General features: G+C 31.5%; 28 protein-coding genes. 22 read left to right on the forward strand and 6 right to left on the reverse strand.

Annotation, left to right across the window (positions count from 1 at the left end):
* Positions 1-83: 83 nt before the first annotated feature.
* Entirely contained in the window at positions 84-803 is a 720-nt protein-coding gene (locus B7R65_RS13245; RefSeq protein ID WP_088043271.1) for an SDR family NAD(P)-dependent oxidoreductase, read from the forward strand.
* 154 nt (positions 804-957) lie between these two features.
* Here the strand turns inward: B7R65_RS13245 and B7R65_RS13250 are convergent, their stop codons facing one another.
* Complete coding sequence (locus B7R65_RS13250; RefSeq protein WP_088043272.1) at positions 958-1,422, reverse strand: VOC family protein; 465 nt, start codon at positions 1,420-1,422, stop codon at positions 958-960.
* 383 nt (positions 1,423-1,805) lie between these two features.
* Here B7R65_RS13250 and B7R65_RS13255 point away from each other — a divergent pair, with 383 nt between their 5' ends.
* The 6 genes from B7R65_RS13255 to B7R65_RS13280 all read left to right on the forward strand — a co-directional run bounded on the left by B7R65_RS13255 (position 1,806) and on the right by B7R65_RS13280 (position 6,906).
* A complete protein-coding gene (locus B7R65_RS13255; RefSeq protein WP_088043273.1) occupies positions 1,806-3,074 on the forward strand; it encodes a phytoene desaturase family protein in 1,269 nt (422 codons plus the stop codon).
* A 266-nt stretch (positions 3,075-3,340) separates the two neighbouring features.
* A complete protein-coding gene (locus B7R65_RS13260) occupies positions 3,341-3,598 on the forward strand; it encodes a hypothetical protein (protein WP_088043274.1) in 258 nt (85 codons plus the stop codon).
* Between the two features lie 214 nt (positions 3,599-3,812).
* Positions 3,813-4,376, forward strand: coding sequence for a GNAT family N-acetyltransferase (locus B7R65_RS13265; protein ID WP_088043275.1), 564 nt, complete (start codon positions 3,813-3,815; stop codon positions 4,374-4,376).
* A gap of 487 nt (positions 4,377-4,863) precedes the next feature.
* Positions 4,864-5,319, forward strand: coding sequence for a VanZ family protein (locus tag B7R65_RS13270; RefSeq protein ID WP_256941317.1), 456 nt, complete (start codon positions 4,864-4,866; stop codon positions 5,317-5,319).
* Positions 5,320-5,483: 164 nt separating this feature from the next.
* Positions 5,484-5,972, forward strand: coding sequence for a hypothetical protein (locus B7R65_RS13275; protein ID WP_088043277.1), 489 nt, complete (start codon positions 5,484-5,486; stop codon positions 5,970-5,972).
* 742 nt (positions 5,973-6,714) lie between these two features.
* Positions 6,715-6,906, forward strand: coding sequence for a hypothetical protein (locus B7R65_RS13280; protein WP_088043278.1), 192 nt, complete (start codon positions 6,715-6,717; stop codon positions 6,904-6,906).
* A 339-nt stretch (positions 6,907-7,245) separates the two neighbouring features.
* Here B7R65_RS13280 and B7R65_RS13285 read toward each other — a convergent pair whose 3' ends face one another.
* Positions 7,246-7,677, reverse strand: a complete 432-nt coding sequence (locus B7R65_RS13285; protein ID WP_088043279.1) for a hypothetical protein — start codon at positions 7,675-7,677, stop codon at positions 7,246-7,248.
* Positions 7,674-7,880: a helix-turn-helix transcriptional regulator gene (locus tag B7R65_RS13290; protein ID WP_088043280.1), complete on the reverse strand. Its 207-nt coding sequence runs from the start codon at positions 7,878-7,880 to the stop codon at positions 7,674-7,676. Before B7R65_RS13290 ends, B7R65_RS13285 begins: the two co-directional genes overlap by 4 nt.
* A 281-nt stretch (positions 7,881-8,161) precedes the next feature.
* Between B7R65_RS13290 and B7R65_RS13295 the strand changes: the two genes are divergently transcribed.
* Together B7R65_RS13295 and B7R65_RS13305 are read left to right on the forward strand one after the other, a co-directional pair.
* Positions 8,162-8,512: a hypothetical protein gene (locus B7R65_RS13295; protein ID WP_088043281.1), complete on the forward strand. Its 351-nt coding sequence runs from the start codon at positions 8,162-8,164 to the stop codon at positions 8,510-8,512.
* 1,319 nt (positions 8,513-9,831) lie between these two features.
* Positions 9,832-10,776 (forward strand): nucleoside hydrolase, encoded by a 945-nt coding sequence (locus tag B7R65_RS13305; protein WP_088043282.1) that lies wholly within the window; start codon positions 9,832-9,834, stop codon positions 10,774-10,776.
* 407 nt (positions 10,777-11,183) lie between these two features.
* Here the strand turns inward: B7R65_RS13305 and B7R65_RS13310 are convergent, their stop codons facing one another.
* Positions 11,184-11,789 carry a hypothetical protein gene (locus B7R65_RS13310; RefSeq protein ID WP_088043283.1) on the reverse strand — a complete coding sequence of 202 codons (606 nt, stop codon included), beginning with the start codon at positions 11,787-11,789 and terminating at the stop codon, positions 11,184-11,186.
* 548 nt (positions 11,790-12,337) lie between these two features.
* Here B7R65_RS13310 and B7R65_RS13315 point away from each other — a divergent pair.
* From B7R65_RS13315 to B7R65_RS13325, 3 genes are all read left to right on the forward strand, one after another.
* On the forward strand, positions 12,338-13,258 hold the full coding sequence (locus B7R65_RS13315; protein ID WP_088043284.1) for a VanZ family protein: 921 nt from the start codon (positions 12,338-12,340) through the stop codon (positions 13,256-13,258).
* Positions 13,259-13,856: 598 nt separating this feature from the next.
* Entirely contained in the window at positions 13,857-14,171 is a 315-nt protein-coding gene (locus tag B7R65_RS13320) for a hypothetical protein (RefSeq protein WP_088043285.1), read from the forward strand.
* 148 nt (positions 14,172-14,319) lie between these two features.
* Complete coding sequence (locus B7R65_RS13325) at positions 14,320-14,712, forward strand: hypothetical protein (protein WP_088043286.1); 393 nt, start codon at positions 14,320-14,322, stop codon at positions 14,710-14,712.
* A 122-nt stretch (positions 14,713-14,834) separates the two neighbouring features.
* Here B7R65_RS13325 and B7R65_RS13330 read toward each other — a convergent pair whose 3' ends face one another.
* Complete coding sequence (locus tag B7R65_RS13330; RefSeq protein ID WP_088043287.1) at positions 14,835-16,469, reverse strand: P-loop domain-containing protein; 1,635 nt, start codon at positions 16,467-16,469, stop codon at positions 14,835-14,837.
* Positions 16,470-17,322: 853 nt separating this feature from the next.
* Here B7R65_RS13330 and B7R65_RS13340 point away from each other — a divergent pair.
* Positions 17,323-17,727 carry a hypothetical protein gene (locus B7R65_RS13340; protein ID WP_088043289.1) on the forward strand — a complete coding sequence of 135 codons (405 nt, stop codon included), beginning with the start codon at positions 17,323-17,325 and terminating at the stop codon, positions 17,725-17,727.
* A 269-nt stretch (positions 17,728-17,996) separates the two neighbouring features.
* On the opposite strand, the gene B7R65_RS13345 is transcribed toward B7R65_RS13340, so the two are convergent.
* Positions 17,997-18,764: a TSUP family transporter gene (locus B7R65_RS13345; protein ID WP_088043290.1), complete on the reverse strand. Its 768-nt coding sequence runs from the start codon at positions 18,762-18,764 to the stop codon at positions 17,997-17,999.
* Positions 18,765-19,199: 435 nt separating this feature from the next.
* On the opposite strand from B7R65_RS13345, the gene B7R65_RS13350 reads away from it, so the two are divergent.
* The 9 genes from B7R65_RS13350 to B7R65_RS21800 all read left to right on the forward strand — a co-directional run bounded on the left by B7R65_RS13350 (position 19,200) and on the right by B7R65_RS21800 (position 25,957).
* Complete coding sequence (locus B7R65_RS13350) at positions 19,200-19,565, forward strand: hypothetical protein (protein ID WP_088043291.1); 366 nt, start codon at positions 19,200-19,202, stop codon at positions 19,563-19,565.
* Between the two features lie 396 nt (positions 19,566-19,961).
* On the forward strand, positions 19,962-20,252 hold the full coding sequence (locus B7R65_RS13355) for an SAV0927 family protein (RefSeq protein ID WP_088043292.1): 291 nt from the start codon (positions 19,962-19,964) through the stop codon (positions 20,250-20,252).
* Positions 20,253-20,621: 369 nt separating this feature from the next.
* Entirely contained in the window at positions 20,622-20,804 is a 183-nt protein-coding gene (locus B7R65_RS21525) for a hypothetical protein (protein ID WP_088043293.1), read from the forward strand.
* Positions 20,805-20,967: 163 nt separating this feature from the next.
* Positions 20,968-21,528 carry a GNAT family N-acetyltransferase gene (locus tag B7R65_RS13365; protein WP_088043294.1) on the forward strand — a complete coding sequence of 187 codons (561 nt, stop codon included), beginning with the start codon at positions 20,968-20,970 and terminating at the stop codon, positions 21,526-21,528.
* 208 nt (positions 21,529-21,736) lie between these two features.
* A complete protein-coding gene (locus tag B7R65_RS13370; RefSeq protein ID WP_218780432.1) occupies positions 21,737-23,203 on the forward strand; it encodes a spore germination protein in 1,467 nt (488 codons plus the stop codon).
* A gap of 351 nt (positions 23,204-23,554) precedes the next feature.
* Positions 23,555-24,271 (forward strand): class I SAM-dependent methyltransferase, encoded by a 717-nt coding sequence (locus B7R65_RS13375; protein ID WP_088043296.1) that lies wholly within the window; start codon positions 23,555-23,557, stop codon positions 24,269-24,271.
* A 266-nt stretch (positions 24,272-24,537) separates the two neighbouring features.
* Complete coding sequence (locus tag B7R65_RS13380) at positions 24,538-24,993, forward strand: helix-turn-helix domain-containing protein (RefSeq protein WP_088043297.1); 456 nt, start codon at positions 24,538-24,540, stop codon at positions 24,991-24,993.
* A 402-nt stretch (positions 24,994-25,395) separates the two neighbouring features.
* Positions 25,396-25,533, forward strand: a complete 138-nt coding sequence (locus B7R65_RS21350) for a hypothetical protein (RefSeq protein WP_179194872.1) — start codon at positions 25,396-25,398, stop codon at positions 25,531-25,533.
* Positions 25,534-25,732: 199 nt separating this feature from the next.
* Positions 25,733-25,957 carry a hypothetical protein gene (locus B7R65_RS21800; protein WP_088043298.1) on the forward strand — a complete coding sequence of 75 codons (225 nt, stop codon included), beginning with the start codon at positions 25,733-25,735 and terminating at the stop codon, positions 25,955-25,957.
* The last annotated feature ends 121 nt before the right edge of the window (positions 25,958-26,078 follow it).

The following is a 26,078-nucleotide window of genomic DNA, read 5'->3' on the forward strand; positions in this document are numbered from 1 at the left end:
TATGGCAGTAGAGTTTTATTAGGAAAGGTAAAAAGGACTATTTTAATTTAAAGAGAATATCTAAATATAAGGAAGTGACTAAAATGAAAAATTTTATTATCTTTGGAGCAAGCAAAGGATTGGGTCAGGCATTTGCCAAAGGGTTGCCAGATAAAGGTGATAGTGTATGGATTGTTTCCAGAAGTTGTCCTGAAAGTTTGATTTTTAAAGATGGGGTTAATAGATATTGGATAGAAGCTGACTTATCGAAATCTGATACGAGCAATCGGATTTCGAAAGCATTAGATGGCGTTAGATTAGACGTATTAATATATAATGTTGGCATTTGGGAAAGCAAAGGATTTCGAGAAGGATATGATTTTGAGAATGATGATCCAGAAGAAATTGCAAAAATAATTCAAGTAAACGTAACATCAGTAATTACCTGCATACAAAAGTTATTATTGAATCTTAAAAAATCTGATAACGCAAAGATTATTTTAATTGGATCTACGGCAGGACTAGAAAATAATCAATTAACCCAAATTTCCTTTGTAGCTTCTAAATTTGGGTTACGTGGTATTGGAAATTCTTTAAGAGAACATGTGAAAAAATATGGAATCAGTGTAACCTGCATTAATCCTGGCGAAATTGCAACACAAATTGCATATGAAGAAGGAATTGAGAAAGTTTTATCAACTTACAAAGGTACACAAATTCCCCTTCAGGATATCGTTTCATTAGTTAAATGCATTATTAACCTTTCCAAAGCTTCTTGTGTAAAAGAAGTAAATATTCCAGCAATGTTCGATACAGATGCATAATTTCTTCGTATTCAATAATATTTCATGTACAACTAATACGAGCGTTAGTTGAATTGAGATTAACAGCAAAACTCGGTTCTGAAGAACCGAGTTTTGTTTGTCACCAAATTATATTAATTATTTTGCTGGTAACACGGTGCGTTAAAAACCAAATTTATTCTTCACTTTCCAACTTTTCCCACTCACTTAAATACATGACTTCTTGTACCACATTTTTTTTCTTTTCAGGAAGCAAACAAAGAAACTCTAATGAATTGCCGTCAGGATCGTAAAAATAAAGATTAGCAGTAGGTGTCCATGTTTGTACCATGGGCTCGGTTGGTTCAAGACCAAAAGCTGATCTTGGACTTATACCTTTATTGAGTAGCCATTCTCTTGCATTAATTATATCTTCATAGTTAATCTTGAAAGCAAAGTGACTCTTATGAAATTCTTCCTCAGAAACCTCCCAAACGCCCAGCATTTGTTCTTTCTTATTCTTTTTATCAAACCAAAAAAATGCTACACGGCGCTCCTCGATATAATGTGCTAGCTCTAATCCCAGTTTTTTATAAAATTCTATTGCTACTTCTAAATTTTTTGTTTGAACATGTGTTTCATATAGAGTTCCTGGAAACATTAATAAGTTCCTCCTCAATTTTGAGAAAATTCTTATTATTCATCTCCATTGTAACATATAACAAATTGAGGTGATATTGAATAAATGCCTGAGCATATAATACATAAAAGTAAGAAGACTATCGACTTCACTCGATAATTTTTATAATACGTTCCATGACTTTAAAGAATAACTGGTCAATTTAACTAGAGGATTTCTGATGAGAAAAACTGAATACATAAGCGATTGGAAAGTTAGTTAGAGCAGCATCAATATCATTCCCAAAAGTAAAACAATAGACCATACGGTAGTTTGAAAAGACCATTAACAAAGTATTAGCTCAAAAAACACTTGGAGGAATATATGTTAATGGGTTTACATTAAGGTACATGGAGATGGTGTAAATGACATTAGATAAGAAAAAGTATGATGCATCCGTAATTGGTGGAGGATTGTCAGGTATAACTGCGGCTATTTATCTAGCGAAGGCAGGCAAATCCGTCATTGTTTTTGAAAAAGCAAAAAAACTGGGCGGCATGGCTCAAACAACCAATAAAGATGGTGCCCTATTCAACTTTGGTCCGCATGCTATGTATGAAGGTGGCGGAGCACTCCAAATCCTTAACGAACTCAACTGCATTCCAAAAGGAGGGTATGCTCCCAAAGGTAGATTAATTGGGATTTGGCAAGGGGGCGTGGTCCAAATTCCAACAGATTTGTCTCAAGAAGAAAATATAGAGTGGAATAAACTTATGAGTGGTTTAGGGCAAGTCGATACAGGTTCGATTCAATCGATAAACTTGATGCAATGGGCAAAAAAACATATATTTTATGATCGTGTTCGACTATTTTTTCTAGCAATGTGCAGGCAATGGTCGTATTGTGACAATCCTAGTGTTTTAAGTGCTGGTTTTGTAATCAAGCAAGGACAGCTAGCTGGACAGGGTGTCAAATATATTGATGGAGGCTGGCAAACCGTTGTGGATAATCTGTATGGACTAGCCATGGAAGTTGGTGTAACATTTGCCACTGGATGTAAAGTAAATAAAATTCTGCATAGCTCTGGTACTGTTCGTGGCTTAACGCTATCAGATGGCAATACAGTCTTAACGTCTTCAATTATCATTACTGCAGGTCCAGATGAAGCTTGCCGGCTTGTTGATGGAGCAGATCAAATGTCGCTAGGAAGGTGGAAGAATGAATCTCGTCCCCTATATGCAGCATGTCTAGATGTAGCATTAAATCGTTTGCCAAATTCAGAAAAAGCTTTCGCCCTTGGTTTGGATCAACCATTATATTTTTCGATTCAGTCGCTATCGGCTAAATTAAGTGAAAATGGAGCGCATGTAATTCATGTCATGAAGTATAACCATAATTGGAGTCAGACAGATCCAAAAGAAGACAAGAAGCAATTGACTAATCTACTTGATCTTCTACAGCCTGGATGGGATAAGGAAATTGTCTCTATACGTTTCTTACCTAAAATAATGGTTGCCCATGATTCACGTACGATTCACCACGATGGAGCTGGTTCGGCTCCAGGTGTATTCGTTCCAGAAGTAAATGGGCTTTATGTTGCTGGTGATTGGGTCGGCATAGAAGGGCGACTTGCCGACGCGGCTATGATCAGCGCAAAACTAGCTGCACAGGAGGTTATTAACAATTTAAATTAACTACATGATATCTGTAGGTTCTCAATGAGCATTCAGATGATATCATGAAGTTAAGAAAATGTTTTCATTACATTGGGAATGATTTTTTTTATGTTAAGTCGATTTGTATAGCGACATCTTGTCTAACTAACGCATACGTTAGTTGAAGTAAAAGAGCAGCCATTGGCTGCTTTTTTACTTATGTATTTGGCAGATTAGTTGAGCAAGGAATTCAAGAAAAAATATAGAAGATAATAGTAATTAAATTAATTTAGAGGTGAAATCTAGTGAACTTTTTGATTGCAATCATTGGAACAATTATCTTCCTTTATCTTAAGAAGCCTGCCTTATCGATGATAGCTGGATCATTGGCGGTTCTCCCATTGACACTTTTCGTCTTTTTTTGGATACTTCATAGTATGGGAGTAAAGGGTGCAATCTTTTCTTTCATTTCAACTTATTCACTTACGAGTATCCCATATTTAATTTGGATCCTATTTATCTATTCATGTTGGCTCCTATTAAAAAAAATTGCAATTGGTTAAACAAAAGGAAAGTATAATTATCTTTTTACGTTACTCCTTATTGAAATAACGAGCGCTTGAGTTGAACAATTAGATAGCTGCTTCGGTAGCCATTTTTTTGTACCAACTGGCAGTTTAGTTTTCAATATGGGAAAAGGGATTTCTAATTGATTAATTGAATATATATTTAAGTTTCATTGGGCCATAATTTAAGGTTTTCGAGAGGAGAAATTATATGAATCCTATTTTATTAGATGTTCCTTTACAAATAGAAACAGACAGACTAATTCTTCGAGCACCACTTCAAGCTGGTGAAGGGAAAGTAGTAAACCAAGCTATTAAGGATTCAATTAGTGAGTTAAAGCAATGGTTGCTATTATTCCAATCAATTCCTACTGTTGAAGAAACAGAAATTATCGTGAGAAATGCCCATATAGATTTTTTGAAAAGAGAAAGCTTTCGTTATCTTATCTATCATAAGGGCACTAACGATTTTATTGGAACTGCTAGCCTTCACGGAATTAATTGGAAGATTTCTAAATGTGAAATTGGATACTGGATTAACACACAATTCAGTGGCAATGGATATATGACAGAAGCAGTAAGTGAGTTAACAAACCTTGGGTTTCAACTACTCAAATTTAGAAGAATTGAAATACGATGTGAATCTATTAACACTAAAAGTCGTATGATCCCTGAGAAACTAGGTTTTGAGCTAGAAGGGATATTACGTAATGAAGATCTATCAGCTGATGGTAAAAAACTAACTGACACCTGTATTTATGCAAAGATAAATTAACCTATAATTTAAATTTACTTGTACAACAAACGCATGCGTTTGTTGTACAACATGAGTTGCTTCGGCAGCTTTTTTTTGTTCAAATAAAAGGTAGATTAATGGAATAAGAAAATATAAAATAATTGGATATTTATGGTAAAGTATAATTAGAAACTAATTTACTTTGTGGGAGATTATGTCAAATATATTATTTCCGTTATTAATATTAGCTTTACTTTTAGGCTTGATATTCGTAATAGTTAAGTTAATTAAAAAGTAAAATAAGAGTTATCAACTGCATTTACTTATACAACTAACGCATGTGTTAGTTTAGCAAAAAAATCAGTCTTTTGTACTTTTGATTTAAAGGAGATTCTCTAAAATGGAAAAGGCGATATTTTTCAATGGATGGATATTGTATGGATCTATAATTATAGTATTATTGATATTATTTGTTTTAAGGGTAAAGTTCAAAAAAGATATGGTGTATCTATTCTTTTTCTCTATTATGTCTATCTATTTATGTTATGTTTTAAATTATACTCAATTTCCAATCTATGTATCTAAAACCTACAGGAATTTGATTGGACTACATTTATCGAGACATCTGAATCTAGTTCCTCTTATAAACCTTACGAAGGAGGATTTTGGGACTTCTTTACTTAATGTTTTGATGACAATACCATTTGGTTTTGGACTTCCTTTTATGACAAAAAGTACATTAAAAAAAATAGCCATAGCAGGATTATTTTTAGGGATCGTACTTGAGTCTTTGCAAGGGATTATCGCACTACTTAATGGTTTCACTCTGAGAATTGTTGATATTAATGATCTCATATTTAATTTTACAGGAACGTTAATTGGATATAGTATATTTAAATTATTTTCTTATCTATTTAAGTTATCAATAAAAAAAGCTAATATAGAATTAAACTCACTATTAAAACATATACATGATGCTTGAGAATTGATTGAATTTGATAAACGCCTAGAATGTTTTTACTAACATTCTAAGGCGTTTTTATTTAAATGAATGCGATTATAGGCTAGTTCTTATACAACTAACGAGCGCATTAGTTCAACAACAAATAGAGGATGATCGTATTCAATCATCCTCTATTTTGCTATATGGCAGGATTAGTTCAAGCAAATTGTATAATCATAAAAAGGGGTGATTTTGATTTGGGAAACTTTCCAAATGTTCGAGAAATATTACTCGATGATGTAGTAGATGAAAAAGAGTTTATTAGCATTTTCAATAGCATTTACAAACATGATTGTTTTATTTATACGATAATTCCTGAATCCGAACATGAACTTTTAGAAAAACTATCAAGTAACTTTATTGAATTTAATAAATTATCACTACCTGGAGTTTTTCCTAGAGAAAAAGGGCATTTAGGATATGTAAAAGATAGTCAAAAGAAATTTATTTTCCAATTTTATCTACGCTCTATTTCAATAGATTATCTTGTTTTTTCAGAGACTGATACATCAGAACTTTTAAGTAAAATAAACAATAAGAACGATGACATCTTCAAAATATTTGAAGTTAATAAAATTCCTCATGTAACTATAGGTCCTGATAGTCAATGGCTCAATGTTGTTGAGTATTAAATTCAAATCTTATTGAACTAACGAGCGCATTAGTTGAACAAGGAATCTGAAATATTTTAAAGAATATTAATATAGTTAAAAGATTCAATAAGGGAGAATTGCCATATCAATGGAAAATGAGACGGGTATAACAAAAAGTATGATGGTGTACACTTTTTAGTATTTTTGATTATTTCAATTTTCTGCGATTATTTGAAGTTTGGTAATATTATTTTCCCGATTTTGTTTCTGCTATATTTTATTTTTTCTTTTTATTTCTTAGAAAAATGGACAAAAGGGAAAATTATAAAATACTCTTCGGTTTTTATATTACTTTTTGTTATTGGTAAAGAATCAAGATAATCTTTTAGGTTAATAATTAAAAATCTTATGCAATGAGAGTGTTAGTTGTATATTACAAAAGGCTGTTTTTCAGCCTTTTTATTATGCTAACGGGCTGGATTGTTAAGGATTTCAGTTTTAAATAGGATTATATTATGTTCATGTCGAATAATTTAAAATAGGTAATATTTGGAATTTATTTTAAACGGAGGATTATATTCCATGTTTCTAGGAGACTATATTTTTGCGATAGCAACATACTTAATACCCTTAATTTTTATATCACTTATTGTTTTATATTTCCGAAATGCTAAAAAGGATAGAGAACAAGTTAAGAGAATAGAAGAAGAACTAAAAAAGTTAAATAGTAAGTAATCACCCTATATATTATTAAATGAATGTCTAATATGGAGGTATTACATTGGAAAATGGAACAGGGATAGGATGGTCAAGTGTACTCTTTGAAGTCGTGGGTTTTTGGCTAATAGTATTATTAGTAATCTATTTTCTTCTTAAAGGGCTCCTAAAGGGTAATGTACAAAAGCGAAATGAGAAAATAATAGAACTTGAAAACCGAATAGAACGACTTGAAAAGCATTTAGATAAAGAATAAACATTGGATTTTAATTATTGTTGCTTATGTAACAAACGAGCGCGTTAGTTATATAAATTGAGGAATATTTATGACTCTTTTTTATTAGAGCATACAAGTATTAGTTAAACAAAAATAATAAAAATCTAAGTAAATTTAACAAATTAACCAATTTAAAGGAATATCAAACTTTTTAATTGTATTAGACATATTTGTCCGCGGAGGAAAAGTGAGTGTGAGAAAAACCCTCGGTACCAATTTTTCAGGTCGAAATTGTCCGCCATATACGCTGCCCTTCAAAAAAATGGCTTGAAAAAGGAGCAACCTTGCGATTACTCCTAAAACATTATATGAATTATGTCACATTTCTTTATAGTACTTTAAACGGTAATAACTGTTATATCCCAAGAAAAACATATATGCAAAAACTAATGGTAATAACACTATTAAATCTATATCCATCAAGGCAAATGCTAAAATTAAGGCTCCAAACACAATAACCATCATGTCATATGCTTTCGCTTTTGCTTGATTAGCGATTGCAAAATTACGCTCATCTTTTTTGTCAATCTCTAGCTTCTTTGCCGCGATGGGATTATTCTTCATAGCGAAACGGACCAGTATTTCTCCCATACCGTGACCAAAAATACTACAGCCTAGCCCAAAACAGATATAAGGTAACAAGCGCAGCAAACCTTGTGGATCTTCATTAGTTTTGATGAAGTATAGACCACCTGCTAGTAGAACTAAGGCTACTACGGTAAGATAATAAATCGAATTAGTTTTTTTCATATACTTTCATCCTCCTCATAAATAAAGATTTCTTCGATACTCATACCGAAAAAACGAGCAATCTTGAACGCTAAAAGGATAGATGGGTTATAACGTCCGTTTTCCAGTGAACCTATAGTTTGTCTTGACACTTCAAGAGCCGTCGCTAACTCTTCTTGCTTAATTCCGCATTGCTTGCGGATTTCTTCTAAACGGTTGAGCAACCGTGTTCACCCCTTTTAATATGGAAAGTTAACTTTACATAAATTGAGTTTAACATGCAATTGGAAATGATGTAAAGTACACTTTCCATTTGGGAAATCATCTAAATTCCAAAGGGGATGAAAATGTCATTGGTCTAGGTTCTATTCGGTAATGTATTAAGATATAACTTTATTGAACTATCGAGCGCGTAAGTTGAAGAATTGTTTGCATAATATTATCTTTTGAATTATAAAGTGCTAAAATAACTTAAGTAAGATAACAACTGATTTGAGGAGTAAAAATGAATAAATTACAAAGCGCAGTAATTTTGTCTAAAGTAGATAATTTAGTTTTAACTGAAAAATCTTATGGGATTCACTTGAGTTTTAAGGGAGAAAATCAATTTGATATTGGAACAATGTTTACTGGAGGAGAAAGAAAAAATAAAATTTCAATTGGAACCATTAATGGCTCACAAGCTCAAGAATTTATGAGAGAAAGATATAATTTAAGTGATAGTGATAGTGGAACTTATAAAGTAACCTGGTTTAATTTAAATGAAGACAATGAACTTATGGAATTTGTTGAATTGCTAAAAGTTATTCAAGTATTTAAGAAGATGGGTTTAAGAAAACTTGGAGAGCGACATTAAGTCTCTTTTTTTGTTTGTTTTGTATAGAAATAAATTACAATTTAGTGGATGGTATACAGGAAAAGGGAAAGTAATACTACCAAAAAAAGTTACTAATTTACATGTATCTTGCTCTGTAATATTATTAGTAATGCCACTAATTAAAAGTTTCTTATTCAACTAACGAGCGCTTTAGTTGAATAATAGAAATCTGATTTCATAGGTGGAGAATTGATTGGAAAAGCTTTCTAATGCTTCATGGATAAGATGGTATGAAGATGGAATGTCGTTTGCAACAATACGATAATCACATGAATGGGCATATAGTGTAATATATAATGAGATAGGAAATTTATATGATGGTTACAAAACCAAAGATGAAGAAATTGCATCTTCATTAGTTTTTGAATTAGTCAGAATAAACACACTTACTGGGACGAAGTATATATAATTTCAGATTATGAAAAGGTTAAATTCCTGTAACTCTCCAATTATTATTTGTATACATAATAAATTCATATATTCTTAATCGGTAAAAGGGCTGCAATACCAATTTTTTTTATGTTTATTTTAGAAAAACGACTCATAAGAGTCGTTTTTAAAATTAATTTTTATTATAAAAAAGGTCTGGTTTTCCACAATTTGGGCACTCATATTCATAATGATCTTGAATTACCTTACTACTATTTGAATATTCGTCATTAGTGGAAATGTTTGAATTACAGTTTGGACAATTAATGCTCGTTTTGGGGGATTTGTTTTTTGAATACTCCATATTCATACATCCTTTCTTTGCATTTCTGATAAATCCTTTATATTTTACCCATTAAATTATATTTTCTATTAAATTAATACACTTGATTCAAAAATGATATTCTTCTCTAATGGGAATGTCCTTTTTTATTTATTCTTAAAGCTGATGAATCGGATTAATTATGCTAATAAAATTAGAAATTGCATATTTATTTATTTATTTTATATTGCATGTAATAGTTGAATAACTGCTCCTAGTTATCTTTAAATGAAAAATAAAATAACGTTTGCTATAAGTTGGTGGTTAATCAATCTATTTTTAATTTCTTATTGAACTAACGAGCGCGTTAGTTGAACAAAAAGTGCTGCCATAATTTTTTAATACACTATTGGCAGGATAATTCATTAAGCATTGTGTTAGAATTAGACCGAAAAGAGAGTAATAATAAATGATATTTTATTGCTGGTTATTTTCGTTGTGATAACGATTTTTATACTTTTCAAATAGATAACAACATACCAATATATCAAAGGAATAAATAATAAAAGAAATGTTCCGAAGTTTTGATATAAGGGGAGCTAAGCTAATGGGGAAGAAAGTGTTGTTCTTCGGTGATGTAGGAATTGATGATGCGATCGCTTTGGTTTATGCAAGATTAACAGAAGATATTGATGTAATTGGTATTGTGGCGGATTATGGGAATGTATCTAAAAAAGAAACGACTAGGAATGTTCGGTTTTTACTTAAAAGGTCAGGAAAAGAGTATATTAAAGTCTATGGAGGTGCTGAGAATCCAATGACGGGAGAGTTCCCAACCTTTTACCTTGATATACATGGTCCGTTCGGTTTAGGTCCAATAGACCCAGGTTTAAAGTTTGAGAACTTAGAAAACTTTTGTGAAGTTATCAATTTGATTGAGCAGTATAAGCATGAGCTAATTATTGTGAATACTGGGAGGTTAACCTCGCTAGCCACTCTGTTTATCTTATACGAAGATCTGATGAAAAGTGTGAATTCTTACTATATCATGGGTGGGGCCTTTCTATATCCTGGAAATGTTACACCAATTGCAGAAGCGAACTTTCATGGAGATCCGATAGCAGCTAATATCGTTATGAAGTATGTAAAAGGTGCATATATTTTTCCATTAAATGTAACGCAAAATGCAATAGTTACTCCTTCAATGGTCAATTATATTCATTCTAAAGGGAAAACCGATCTTGTAAAACCACTATTAGATTACTATTATTTCAACTTTTATCAAAAGAAGGTACCTGGCATACAGGGGAGTCCAGTTCATGATGCGGTAACTCTAATGGGAGTCATTCGTAGCGACTTATTTACATTCTATCAATCTGCTGTTGTAATTGATTCAACCGATGTGGCTAGAGGTCAAAGTATTGCTGATTTTCGAGTAACAGATACTCCCGAGAAATTTGATGGGAGACCACAACAACATATCGCAGTAGGCATAGATTATGAAGGGTTTTATAAGGATTTTATGTCAATTATGACTGGGGAGAAATTCTAGATTAAAATTTAATAGAGAATATTATCGAATTATAAGATTCGAACTTTAGCGGTAGCGCGTTAGTTGAACAACGAAAGGCTGCTACGGCAGTTTATTTTTTATTGTGCCAACTGGCAGATTAGTTTATAAGGAATTGCGCTAATTTATATCTTTGTGATTTAAATTATAGTTGAACTTCAACTTCAATTTAAAATTGAATAAAATTTAAAGATATTTTATTTTTTTAGAAAAGGTGGTACCCCTTGGTTAAAGAAGTCCTCTCTATGGATCAAATGATTAATATAATTCAAATTGAATTAACAAAAACTAATTCACCATTTCTTAAGCGGACACTCGATTGATCCGTGAGAAGGGGTTTAACAATGCTAAAACATCTTAGATTAAACCCGTTATCTCATCGCTTTTTTTTATATTTGTTTCAATTGTTTGAGTATGGTTATCCAGATTCTCAGACCTGTCAACCATAGTGTCAAAGCAGAGCCGAAACCGATAAAAGTAGACGTTGCAATTAGAGTTACATTGCTAACAGTGACATTCGTTGGTAATAAGAAAGTAATAACGCCTAAAATACAGAGCACTCCACCTGTACCATAATAAAAATTTTCTCGAAACAATTTAGCTAAAGGAAAAAAATGAATACCGACAATAATAGCCATAATCGGGAAAAAGACTTCAAAATGATTGATTATGTTACAAATCAGACTTGCAATAAAGATCGCAAGACCTTCTAGACCGAAGATCAAACCAAATTTTCGATTTGTTTTTTTCCAATGTTCACTCACTTCCGGTATAAAAGCATTGTTCATGTTACGAGCTTTACCAAAAAGCGATATGGCTCCGATGAGTAAGATTAATGTCACAACAACCGAAAGAACAAGTAACCATTGAGCTCCAAGTCCATGTGAACCAATAATACCAATGGAAGCCCAAAGCGCTCCAAAAAAAGTCATGAACAACACGCCATTTGCAGCTCCAAAGACAGCAGCTTTCGGCAATTTTACTAAATCAGTCATAATTAATCAGGCCCCTAAAATCCAAATTTTTTATCTACTCATATATAATCACCCATTCTCCTATTTAGTCTAGCTTTTTTTAACAAATGCTATGATAAGTGCGTCTGCAAGAGTGATAGCTGGACCTGGCTTAGCAGGATATTGAATCTCCTTATACAACTAACGCATGCTTTAGTTCAATAAGATCCCAAGTCGCTAATGCGGCTTTTTTTCAACTATTTGGCAGGATACTTTAAATAAGTAGTATAAAGTGAGTGGGTATTTTTGGTAAAATAATGTTGACAAATAAGTGTACTGTGTATATAGTACACTTATTGTGTATGTACTAAGTAGTACATACAGAGCTAACTGGCAGGATAGTTCAATAAGCATAGTGTGTTTGGACTGTGCAGTATAATGAGAAAGCATTATTAAACGAGTGGGAGAAATCATTTTGAAAAAAACAAAACAATGGAGTAAAGAAAATAATGATTATATAGGATTTGTTCATCGATGTTAGTAAAATAATATAATAATGGATAAATATATGATTAATAAAAGGAGACATTATGGAAATAAAATTAAGGAAACCCATCTTAGTAGGAACTATTTTTTATACAATTTTAATTATATATTTTCTATTCTTTGCTTTTAATAGATTAGATTATAGGTTAGATTATAGTGAATATGGATACACATTTATGCTAGTTCCAGAATCAGTCCCACTTTCATTCCCTAGACTAGCTTTTTCATGGTTATACGATTTAGGAAATATTGCTGCTTTTATCCCTTTTGGAATACTTATTCCTCTTTTGTATCGTGTGAGTTTTAGGAAATTCATCTCTATGTTTGTCTTGTCAATCCTCTTTCTGGAAACTATACAGCCTTTAACCTATCTGGGGAGTTTTGATGTAGATGATGTGATTTCCAATACATTAGGAGCTACGATAGGATTTTTCGCATATAGGGTTGGATTTTCTTCAAAAATGTCTTATAAAAAGCTAATTGCTTCGGCCCTATCTATTGGTGTTCTTCTAGTTGGAGTAATCGTGATCTCGGAAACTATCAATTATGTTGTAGCGAAAAGAGAAGGCCCGATTCAAGCATTACACGATATCAAAGAAATGAATGGAACCATGCCTATGACTGAAAATCTTCCAAGTTTCACCGTAGCAGGCAAGAAAATAGAACCCAAAATGAACGTGTATAACAGTGAAGGTGATAAAAGCAAATCATACACTTACATCTTGGGGAACAAGAAAGATGTGACGTTCTATTCTTATTATGGCATTCCAGACAAGGGTAATTTCAAGGGAGAAGTTACTATACTGGTAGATGGAAACGTAAAAGCTCAGTACAATAATAAAGGGACAGAATATTTGTGTCTACCATCTTTTGAAAAGAAGGTAAACGAAATTACGATTATCGTTTCCGGGAACGCCAAACTATGGGACGTTGGATTCAGTGAAAAGAAGCGTTGGTGGGAGTAAAGAAAGAATAAACAAGCAACCTATGAAACTATGATAATCGCTAAAAGGCTGTTGAGAAAGTCTCGTGAGCCCTCCTATAATTACTAAATTTACTATCGGCTCTTCAATTAGAAGTGGAACTACTTTCTCCATTTGTAAATCGTTCATCATTGTGAAGTAATTCACTTTAACTAACGAGAGCGTTTGTTTAAAAGAAATAAAAAAATGGAGGTAGTATTTTGGGAGCAGGAACGGGATAAGTTGGTCAACTACGCTATTTGAAGTCATAGGCTTTTGGTTAATATTATTATTAGTAATCTTTTTTTTATTAAAGGTATTCTAAAAGGTAATGCACAATAGCGAAATGATAAATTAATAGATCTTGAAAAGAGAATTGAACTGCTTGTGAAGCAGATTGATAAATAATGAAAAAAATTTTGAAAATATTCCTTAAGCAACTAACGAGAGCGTTAGTTTGAACAAAGATAGACTGCTTCAGCGGTCTTTTTATTTGCAGTAAATGGTAGAATCGTTGAGTAAGTATATTAATAAAAATTCCAGTATTTAACATTTATATTACTTGTTACATGTTATTATAGATAAAAAAGGGGTGGATGTTATGAAAAAAAACATTTTAATATTTATGTTAATATTATCGCTTCTTTCTGTAGTGGGTTGTAATAAAAATAATGACAATAATGTTGAAGGAATTGCATACGCAAGTTTAGAGAGAAGCGAACAGACTGCGCTAAGTGATAAACATGGAGTGGTTAAAAAAGTTGAGTTTATACCTGATAATGCCACTATCTTAGATAAAAACTATAAGAAAGAAAAGTTATATTCAGTTTCTTTTAAATATGATACTGGAGATAAAATAGTTATCTTTATAGATACTAAAAATAACAAAAAAGTCGGAATGTTAATGAGCCAATAAAGTTTAATGCAACTAACGAGAGCGTTAGTATAAGTATGTAAGCTGCTTAATGCAGCTTTTTTTATTGAAGTAAACGGTATATTAATTCAAGGAAAAAGATACTATGTTATAATCTTGAAGATAAATTTAGTTGAATGAGGTTAACATAATGAAAAAAATATTAATTTTGATATTATTAGGGATTATTGGAATAGGATGTTTTTTCCTATTTTCAGGTAACGAAGGGTTTAACATTAAGATTAAAAATCAAACGAACAAAAAACTCTCAGGCCTAATTCTTACTACCCCAAAAGGAGATATTAAAATACCTACACTATTAGAAGGTGAAGTATATAAAATAAATGTAATGCCAAATGGTAAGCGTTCTATAACACTACAATATAAAGATGAAAATGGTAAAACAGAATCAATTGGAGTTATAGGCCAATTAAATAAGGAGTATCATGGAAAGGCTGAAGTAATTTTTGATTCTATCGATGAGAGTGGCTCGATAGATGTAAATAGTTCATACGAGATTAGTAATTATAAATTATTCAACTAACGAGCGCATAAGTTTAACAAAAATAGCAGCCATAGGCTGCTATTTTATTTAATTTATATTTACTACTTTCACTGATTAACTAAACTATTTGATTATCAAGATAATTAATATTTATGTCTTAATTAGTGATGTTCAGATGGCTCAGGTTGAATGAAATTCAAATGTTTCATTCGATTTATGACAGATAATACTTCATTAATTCTAGGTAATTCAAGCCATCTTTCGAAACCAGGAAAAAAGGAAGAAAATACAATATCCACTCCATCTTTCTCCATTTCTTCGAGAGCTTTTTGGATTTGTTCATGAAGAAAGATGGTGCGATCCTGATTTCTTATTGCTATTTTTCGAATTAAAAAGGCAATAGCTGCAAGCTGGGCTTGTGATGTAATATTATAAAGCCCTCGGATATCAACTTGTTCATCACCAATCATCATGTATCCCATGGTTGAAACTATTAGCTTTTCTGTACCACTGCCCTGGGGGTAGCTTGTAAAGTGTTCGGTAGTTATTTTTCTTTCAATCTCCCATTTTGTATGTGGGATACGCTCGCGTGGTTTTTCGTGTTCACCTAAACTTTTTGCTTCCTTGGTGACGATTTTTGGCACAAAATTGTCCATCAGGATGATTTGATCGGCTACAGATAAAAATTCACTACTACCTCCGATAACAAGTATGGAGGATACGCCAATAGCCTCATAAAGCTCTCTGACACGTTCCGTAAAAGGTGTAATGGGTTCACGTTTGATTAATGACCGCATTTTCATGTCTTGAATCATAAAATTGGTTGCACTTCTGTCTTCATCAATAAGGAGCAGCTTACACCCGTAGTTGATTGCCTCCATAATATTCGCGGCTTGAGATGTGGAACCTGAGGCGTAGTCAGTTGAAAACTGTTCAGCCGAACTATTGGGTATCCATTTTATGAAAGGCGTAATATTGATATTTTTGATGGAACGGCCCTCCTCAGCTGATATTTCCATTGCACTTTGAACTGTAATCACAAATTCTCGTCCGTCACCTATAATGTGATTGTAAATCCCCGAATTTAGTGCATCCAGCAATGTACTTTTACCCGAATAACCACCGCCTGTGATGACCGTTACCCCCTGTTTTATTCCCATACCTCGCAAACCACAAATTTCAACTTCAACATCTTCCGGGGATTTAAAAGGCAAGGCACTCTCTAGTGGTCCACTTTTGTCTTTATTTCTTGGCAATATGCTGCCATTTCCAATAAAAGCACAATAACCACTGGATTTTAGCCATTCGCGAATCATATTTTGTTTTTTTTCTAAATCATATGAAGCATTTAATTTGATTAAGTCAAACTTGGTAATAAACTTCTCCACTTCTATTGGAAGCATTTTGCAGAGCATTCGCATAGCTTTAATATTATCCTTGTATGGAAGTTGAACTGTAATCATTATGCATAAATACAATTTTCCCGATATTTCTTCGACAAAGGATGCATTTCGTTGCAACAAAACATTGGTTGGACGGAAACAATAAAAAGCACCATTTTCTTTATCAGAACGTGAACGGTTATATATCAATTCATTTAATGCCTCTGTATGATCAACCCATTCTCTTAATGCAAAATCTGAGAGAACTACTTGATTGATATTTTCATATAAACCGAGACGCTCAAAGGGTATTTTTATGGTGATACATGGTTTATCGAGTGTTAGTTTATGTGTCCTTTCAATATTATAGGCAACCTCATTATTCCAATAGGTTGGGTCGTCTTCATAAATCATACTGTATGTTGATTGTGCGGATTGTAATGAGCGAAAATATTGAGCTAGTCTTTTAATAAAATATCATCCTTTCATATTTGGAAAGCTGTGAATAAGAAAAACTAATTCCGAAGTTAAAAAAATATCCCAAGAAGGGGGACCGTTATCCTTTGGAACAATGTAACGACTAATCGGATATGTCCCTAATCTCCTGTTATAATCCTGCTCAAACATAAGCCAGTACTGTTTGAAATTTTTCGTCGAAAATGAATTCCATCCTAAATAATTCAATTTCAATAAATCTCCCCCTAATTGAGTTCAGATGAGTTTGAAAGAAAAAGATTAAATCCTAATCAATTTTAAAATAAAACCAATAATGTTCCTTTGACTATTTCTTGACTAAAAAAAATGACAGCCACTCTGTAAGTGGCTGTCATAGAATAGTTCGGCAAGGAAGCTTTAACGTTCCTTCTGCCTAAATATAAAAAGCCCTGAGAGTGAAACCTACCCTCAGAGCCAAATGTATTCGTAAAAAAATATCTAAATAACAATATGAGGATAAGACATATATTTTTGTGTTTTCATTGTTATCCTCACCTCATTACGATTTATTTTTAAAGTAACATTATCCTAACATTAATTTAATTATTTGACAACAGGTGAATCGTATGTTGTTTATTTAGCAAAAATATTGGATTTTTAGAGATTTGAAATTGTACTGTTCATTCTCAGTTTTTTTTATATATCGCACCACGAAGAATTACTTAGAAATGGTAGTTTACACTAGTTTTGGAGGTGATTTGGAAAAGAATATAATTACTTTTTATTAAGCTAACGAGTGCAATAGTTTAACAACACGAATTGAGGTGAAGAGATGAAGTTTGAATATGAACTCACCGGCTTAGGATGGGCTGAAGGTATTATTGAAATTAATAATCAAAAACATTACTTTGGTATAAGTTATTTAACAGATGGTTTAGGCGATTTTCTTAACGCACTTTTACAATTAAATAAGTATTGCTTACCTTATGATGAGCAGAAGACGATTACAAGTTTAGAATGGGAATCTGAACCGGCAGGCACAAATATCGTTTTTAAATTAAAAGATGATAATTTACATATTAAGATAATAGGATTTGAAAATCTTAGTTTGAAATTAAATCCTGAAGTGAAAATCGAAACTACATGTTCTTATAATGGATTCTTAAAAGCCGTAATAAAAGAAATAGACAAATTAATAAAAAAATATGTTATTGTTGGTTATCGCGAGACATGGTAAGAACATGGCTTTCCATTAAGCGCTTTTTTAAATTAAAAACATTACATTCTTAACTTGAATAAGTATCCAATACAATTGATTGACTATTTAGGTGATGAATTAGAAAAAACTGATTTGCAAAATGATATTCAACTATTAATGGTAGAAATATAATATTGTTATACAACTAACGAGCGCGTTAGTTGTATAACATGAGGTACCTATCCTATTCATATGGATAAGTACCAATTTCAAAAGTGAAGAGCTTTTTGCTTAAAAAAATCCTTAAATTAGTGAAGATAATCAAAAGTGTTTTTAGCTAATAATAAGCAAGTTACTAAAATGAAAAGTATACGAACGTAGCCACTTCCCTGCTTAATAGCAAATTTCGATCCACAAATGGCACCAGCTATTTGTGCTAACCCCATACATAAACCATAGACGTAATGGATTTGCCCCAAATACATAAACATTAACAATGCAGCTATATTACTCCCAAAGTTTAAAAACTTCGCATTTCCTGCTGCCTTTAAAAAATCAAAGCCAGTCATTAAAAAGGCAAATATTAAGAAGGAACCTGTTCCAGGACCTAGGAAACCATCATAGAAACCAATAGAAAAAATACATATTATAAAAATAATAATGCGGCTGATTGATAATTTTTTATTGGTAGAAATAGATCCCCAATCTTTCTTGAAAATTGTATAAATCGCGACAGCTGCAAGCGTAACAAGCATCAGTGGCTTTAACACATTTGGATTCATCAAATGGACAGTCCATGCACCTATCATCGAACCAATAAAGGTAAGTGGGAATAACTTATATACTGATTTTAAATCGAGCTTGCCAGAACGATAGAACATTATGGTACTCGTTAACGATCCAATAGAACCAGCTAATTTATTTGTTGCAACAGCTGCTGCTGGTGGAAGACCTGTAAATAACAATACTGGTAATGTAATCAGCCCACCGCCTCCGACGACAGAATCAATAAATGCTGCTAAAAAACCAAAAATAATTAATGTAATGAATAACGATGGATCTAAATCAAATATCATCTAATCTACCTTTCTTTTAGTTACTATTTAGATAGTAGTTAAAATACGTTTCGTTGTAAATAAAATTATTAAATGCACTACAAAGATACAGCCAATTTCTAATTAAGATCACACTGAATTAATTTGCTGAGTAGTACTAACTTTTGTGGGGGAAGAAATATAAATTACATTGCTGATTCATTAGGAATGTAGAAATCAGAAATAGAAAGATATCAAATACATCCTGATATCCATAATCCTATTATTTATAAGGCAAATAAAAATAAGGGAAACTTTGATACTCTTGATCTATTGTTGAACAAAATATTAGTACATACAGCTTTAAAAGATGATGCCCCTTTTTTACTATGCAACTAACGCATGCGTTAGTTGCATATGTAACGCTCTCTTTGAATAATAATTACAAAAAAGTAATAGAAAGAAAGGGAGAATTTATTGAATAGTAAAAATTTAATTATTGCCTCAGTAATTTTATCTTTAGGAATAATTATCGGCTGTTTACTCCTATCTCTTAAGTTTAGCTCAAGTATTAAAGTACCAAATAATAAAATAGTTGTAGAAAATAAAGTATTGATGGATATTAATGAGGCATCAAAATTTCTCGGACTATCTGTTGTTGAGATAAAAGAAATTATTAATGCTGAACAAGAATCCATCGACAAGTATGGTGGTTTTAATGGAATAAGTTTACCCTATATAGTCATAAATAGAAGTTACTTTTTTGAAAGAGCTTCACTTATGATTTGGGTAAAAGATAGTTTCGATAATCATAGAAATTATAATGATGGAAAAATGAATTAATTAATGGGAATAATTTAACAAACGCATGCGTTAGTTAAATTTCACGAGCTGCCACGACGGTTCTTTTTGTTGGACTAACAGGTAAATTAGTTGAACAAGAAAGGGATATAATTGGTTAATATTCAATTATTTACTTACTGCAAAGATACTTAATCAAAGATATAAAATTGCTTCTGAGGTAGGAGAAATTTGGAAAAATGAAAGGGAATTATTTGCTAAAAATATTGGGACATTTAAAATATTAAGAAAAATAAAGGGAAAATGGCAATTCTTATTTAATTTAATATGTAGGTAGACTTTTTAGAATTTCTTTTGTTTTATGATCAGAAATCAGTAAAACTATTAAATTGTAGGTTGCTCAAAGTAGTAAAGGTAGACAAAAAAGGAGTGGTAAGGATGAAGTTACATATTTTATCAGAAGAGAAAGAAAGTCAAAACATTCATTATTACTGCATCGCTACTGATAGTCATCGCTACGACTTTGCGATTATCTTTTCAGGGAATTTTTTAGGGAAAGCCATGGTTATTTCTATTCAAAGCGAACGCATGGTGTTAATTTGCAGGGATGATTTAAAAAATCCAGAACATTGGGTACAAAAGCTTGGAATTATGCCAGAGGATATCCCAGATCTTGAACAATTTTTTTATGGCATCCTGGAACAACAGATATTTACCGACCAATATTAATTCGTTTGAGTCTCCAATGTTTAAGGAGGCTCTTTTTTTTGAACATTAAATAGTTATAGATTAAGCAATCTCAAATGTCATTAAGAACTGGATGAGCGTATAATACGAACGTATGCGTTAGTTCAACAACAATCGCTGCTTCGGCAGTCTTTTTTTAATTGCAATAACTGGCAGGCTAGTTGAATAAGTTCAGGTGTGCATTTTAATAAGGACGATTAACAAATTAAAAGTAGTTTTATACGAGTAGGCTATTCCCCCAAGTTACAATTAATAATTATTAAAGTAGAATTAAATAGAAAATTAAATCAATTCTAAAAATAATTCGAATAAATCTAAATAATATAGGGGGAGTTTGAAATTAATCAAAAGTTGTTTTATTCAATAGTGTTAATTGTAATTTTACTAGTTTTAAGTGGGTGTAGTATTCGGAAAAGCAGAGTAGAACAATCTGTAAAAGATTTTCTAAAATCACAATTCAATTTAAATAATGGATATAAAGTTCTTGCTGCTAAGGAAAAAGTTTTAAGTGAAAATAACAAATATGCTTTTTAAATATAATTTTTAGGTAGCGGTTTGACAGTTTCGTTCATATCAGTTGAATATGGAATTTATTCAATACTGGATATTCTTACCGATAAAAAGTTATATAGAGTTCTAGGGAAAAAGGTTTATTTATTTTACAAGTAAAGATAGTAATTTTAGGAGAAGAGAGAATATGAATCCATTATTATTAGAAGTACGAACTAAACTAGTTACTGAAAGATTGAATTTACGAATACCAATGGCTGGTGATGGTGAAAAAGTAAATGCAGCAATTAGAGTCTCAATTAATGAGTTTAAAATTTGGTTACCTTTTGCACAAAGTATTCCTGAAATTACAGAGACAGAAATCAACATGAGAAGTGCTCACAATAAGTTTTTAAATCGTGAGAGTTTGCGATTTCTGATATTTCATAAAGAAACCGATGAGTTTATTGGAAATTGTACTTTACAGAACATTGACTGGGATGTTCCAAAATTTGAAATAGGTTACTGGATTGATACTCGATTTAGTGGAAAAGGTTATATGAAAGAAGCAATCGAAGAGTTAACGAATTTTGCCATAAATGATTTAAAAGGAAGAAGAGTAGTCATACGATGTGAATCAAGTAATGTTAAAAGTCGGGCGATACCTGAGAAATTAGGGTATGAATTAGAAGGTATATTACGAAATGAACATTTTTCTGCGGATGGCAAAAAACTTACTGATATTTGTGTCTATGCAAAAATTCAATAGCTATTCATCAAAACCTTAATAAACTAACGAGCGCGTTAGTTGAACAACGAAAAAAATAATATTCTTTAACTAATTCTTTTTTAGAGGTTGATTAAGTCCAGATAACTTAGAATTATATAATAGCTTACAAAAATAACCATGAATACAAATAAGGAACCATTGTTTTATAAGTATTATTGTACCTATATTGGAAATATTAATCATTATGATGAATCGAGATATAGATAATTTAACGATTAGCTTACATAACAATATAAAGATAATAAGTGAGAAATTAAATAATCCTTCTGATTTAATTATTCGGCATATAAAAATAGGAGGTAATGACAAGCACGATGCCGCACTTGTTTTTCTACATGGAATTACGAATACAGAATTCATTCAAAATTGTATTATCAAGCCTCTTTTAGAAATAACTGAAACTGTAAATGAGGATTTTATAGAAGACTTAGCTTACCATACTATCCAATCGAGTATCGTTGAAATAATTCTCTCATTTGATACATGCATCCAAGGATTATTAAAAGGAAAAACTCTACTATTACTCAATGGGCATAACAGTGCTATTCTGGCGGATACCAAGGATTGGAAGCATCGAGCTGTTGAACAAACAAATGCAAATCGATCTGTATTTGGCCCAAACCAAGGTTTCAATGAACAGCTAGAAGTGAATATAAATTTATTAAGAAAAATTGTACAATCCTCTGATCTATGTATTGAAGAAATAAAAATAGGAACTTATACTAAAACCTCAATTGTTATTATTTACTTAAAAGGAAGAGTGGATCAAAAGGTTTTAGTAGAGACAAGAAATCGTATTACTTCTATAGAAGTAGATTACATTATAGAGTCAAGAGTAGTTGAAGATGTAATTGAAGGAAAAAAAACGATTTTTCCCTTACTAACCAATACGGAAAGACCCGACCTCGTTGCCTCGAGTTTATATGAAGGTCGAGTAGCGATTATGACAGAGGGGACCCCACAATCAATTATTGTACCCACGTTATTTATTCAATGTTTTCAATCAGCTGACGAATATTATATGAAACTTGGAAGATTTACCAATCGCCTAAGTACATTTATTGCGTTTATTTTAACAATCTTATTACCTGGTTTTTATCTTGCAATCGAAGAATTTCACAAGGATTGGGTTTCTCCCAAATTTTCAAAACAGCTATTTTCTAATTCAGATACACTTCCATCAGCAATAATGGAGGTCTTGTTATTATTACTAGTTTTGGAAATGATAGTTATTGCATCTGTCCGTGTACCTAAAGATATAGTTATTACATTATCTCTCGTTGGGGCTGTCGTTTTTGGAGAAGCTGCTACTCAAGCGAAATTAATACATCCCATTAGTCTTGTAATTGTCGCAATCACATTTATTTCAAATTATGTGATTACCTCTAGAGGGCTTGCTAATCCAGTGTATACTTTGAGGACAATATTTATTATATTAGGTTATTTCGTTGGAATTAGTAGTATGGTAATTGGACTTATATTATTGACAATATATATAGCTAGTTTAAAATCAGTGGGGGTTCCATATTTAGCACCAATAATTCCTTTTCATCCAAAGGAATTCAAAGATACTTTTTATAGAGGAAATAGCAAAAAATTAATCAATAGTTTGCATGCTTATCCACACGAAGATGAAAAAAACAATAAAAATTAAACGTGAGTAAAACATCCCTGTATCTAATTAAGATTACAGGGATGTTTTATTAGTCTTTGTTAAAATTTATCTTTATTGATTTTCAATAAATGAAAAACCACAAAAATTATAATTTTTACTTACTGTTATTCAACTAACGAGCGCGTTAGTTGAATATCATGAAGGTCTGTTTCGACAGATCTTTTTATTGTGCTTACTGGCAGTATAGATGAACAAGAAGTTGTTTTGACTCAATACCTAAAGAGGAATTCTGACATGAATACTTGAAAAATATAATAGGAATGAACACTAAAGGGCAGAAGAAGATGTTAGTTTATTTTTTTAAAAAGATACTTTGAGGAGAGAAAAACAATGGAAGAGTCTATATACGATCAAATGAATAAATGGGATAAAGATGATGATTTTTTTGTGGAACTAATAAAAAAATTAAATCCCAAGTCAATTGTAGACTTAGGTTGTGGTACTGGTAGACTGACTATTTTCTTGGCAAATAAAGGTTATAGAGTAGTGGGGATTGACCCTGATATTAAGTCTATAGAAACTGCTAAACAAAAGGACGAATTTCAATTGGTTAAGTGGAAAATTGGTACCTCAGAAGACATTTGCTTCTCAACTTTTGATGTAGTTACAATGACATCCAATGTAGTACAAATATTTATAAATGATATTGACTGGAATAAAACATTGATAAATATTTATAATTCATTAAATATTGGTGGTTATTTAATATTTGATACAAGAAATCCCTTACAACGCCCTTGGGAAAGCTGGACGAAAGAACAAACACAAAAAGTTATTATCGACCCATTAACGGGAGAACATATTACGGTTTGGCATCAATATATAGAGGTTATTCATCCTCTGGTGAAATATCGTACAATTTTTGAAGATAGAAACTTACAGAGTAAAATTGAAGAAGATGTGTTAATTTTCAGATCAAAAGAAAAGGTAATTGAAGATTTAAAAAATGTTGGTTTTGATGAAATAAAGGTATATGGAGATTGGGTGTTTGAAGATGCTCAAGAAAATGTAAAATCATATATTTTTGTAGCTCATAAGACACCTTAGTTAAGGATGTTAACAACGAGGGGATTCATCCACGAAGAGAAATTGCTCTTATTGTTATAGTTCTTTTTAAACTAATGAGCGCGTTAGTTGAAGATCATTGCAGCCAAGGGCTGCTATTTTTATTTAAGTTTTAGGCAGTTTAGTTATAATAAATAAAGGGTTATACCTGTCACTCAAAGGTTGCACACTAGTGCAACTATAACTAGCTTTACTATAAATAATTAGTTTCATAATATTATTAAGTATGGAAAGGCGATGAACTTATTATGATTTTTAGCGAACGATTAAAAAAAGAAAGAGAAAAAAGAAATTTGTCACAAAATGAACTTGCAGAAAAGCTTCATGTGAGTCGCCAATCTGTTTCTAAATGGGAGACGGGAAAAAACTATCCGAGTATTGAGATAATCATTGATTTAAGTGATTTGTTCGGTATCACGATAGATGAATTATTAAGGAGTGACGCGGAATTGAAAGAGAAAGTAATTCAAGATGGTAAACAGCTGGCTTATCCAAAATGGAAATTGATCTTTGATACTATATTTTTACTAGGAGCATTTTTGTTAGTGGTAAAACTAATAATATTTGGTCTTAACAAATTTGTTGGTGCAGATATAACGATTTTAGAAAGTTTACCAAATGGTTTGCATAATTTTTTACCGTTAGTATTGATGGTAGTTGGTGGTGTTGGTTCAGATACATTAGGAAAAAAATATATAGATTAAGTGGAAAATTTAGGGGTGATGTTACTGCCGTTATTAATACAAGTGGTGTAGTTGTAGACTTTGATGAAGGATTTTATGGAATTGAACCATGGGAAATTATGCTTGAATAAGATTATAAGGATCAACTCACTGTTGTAAATAAACCTTTTAGAAATTGAGCGATATAGGGAAGAAATTATTATTTTATAATGATTTCAATTTTCATCAATTAAATTTATATTCTTATTCAACTAACGAGAGCGTTAGTTGAAGATAATTGAGTTGCTTCGGCATCTCTTTTTTTATTCAAGTAATAGGCAGAATAGTTTAATAAGAAAAGGGATATTTAAATAATTAGTTGAATAATAAATTAATAGAAACCTCTGCGGAAGAAAAAAGAGCGAAATAAGGTGGTAAATTAATATGGATGAAAAATCATATAGAATTGTTAAAACAGTTTGTTTATTAGTAAGCGTTGGTGCTTTATTTTATATAGGAGCACAATTAAGTGATATTAAACAATATCTTTCAGATATAGCAAGTTTAATTGTAAACCAGTAAAAAAAGACAAGTACATAATAAAGTATCTTGTACAACTAACGCATGCGTTAGTTTAAGATCCACAGTAACTTTTGTGGCTCTTTTTTTGGAGTGAATGCTAGTTTAGTTGCATACGGATTGATATACAAACACATGAAATTTTATGGTAGAATTTTTATATAGTATTAAATGAAAATTAATTTATTAAAGAGGTAGTTTAATGTTAAAAAAATTAGCGAGTGCTGTTCGTATAATTGGATTGATTTTAGCAGCATTTGCATTAATAACAGGTCGATTTGTAGTAATGCCTTATGTATTATTTTTATTAGGAGTAATGTTTTTAATTATGGGTTTGCAAGAAAAACAAAAGTCTCTTTATTATCCACAGTTCATTATATCTGGGTTCATTATATTCATTTCTATTTATACTTTTTTATTCAACTAACGAGCGCGTTAGTTGAACATTATGAGGAGTCGCTAACGCGGCTTTTTTTATTGAAGTATAACAGAAAGGATAATAGAATAAATAATCCTCTAAAAATAATGCACATAAAACTTCTACTGAT

Source organism: Bacillus sp. EAC (genome assembly GCF_002156875.1).
GTDB lineage: Bacteria > Bacillota > Bacilli > Bacillales > Bacillaceae_G > Gottfriedia.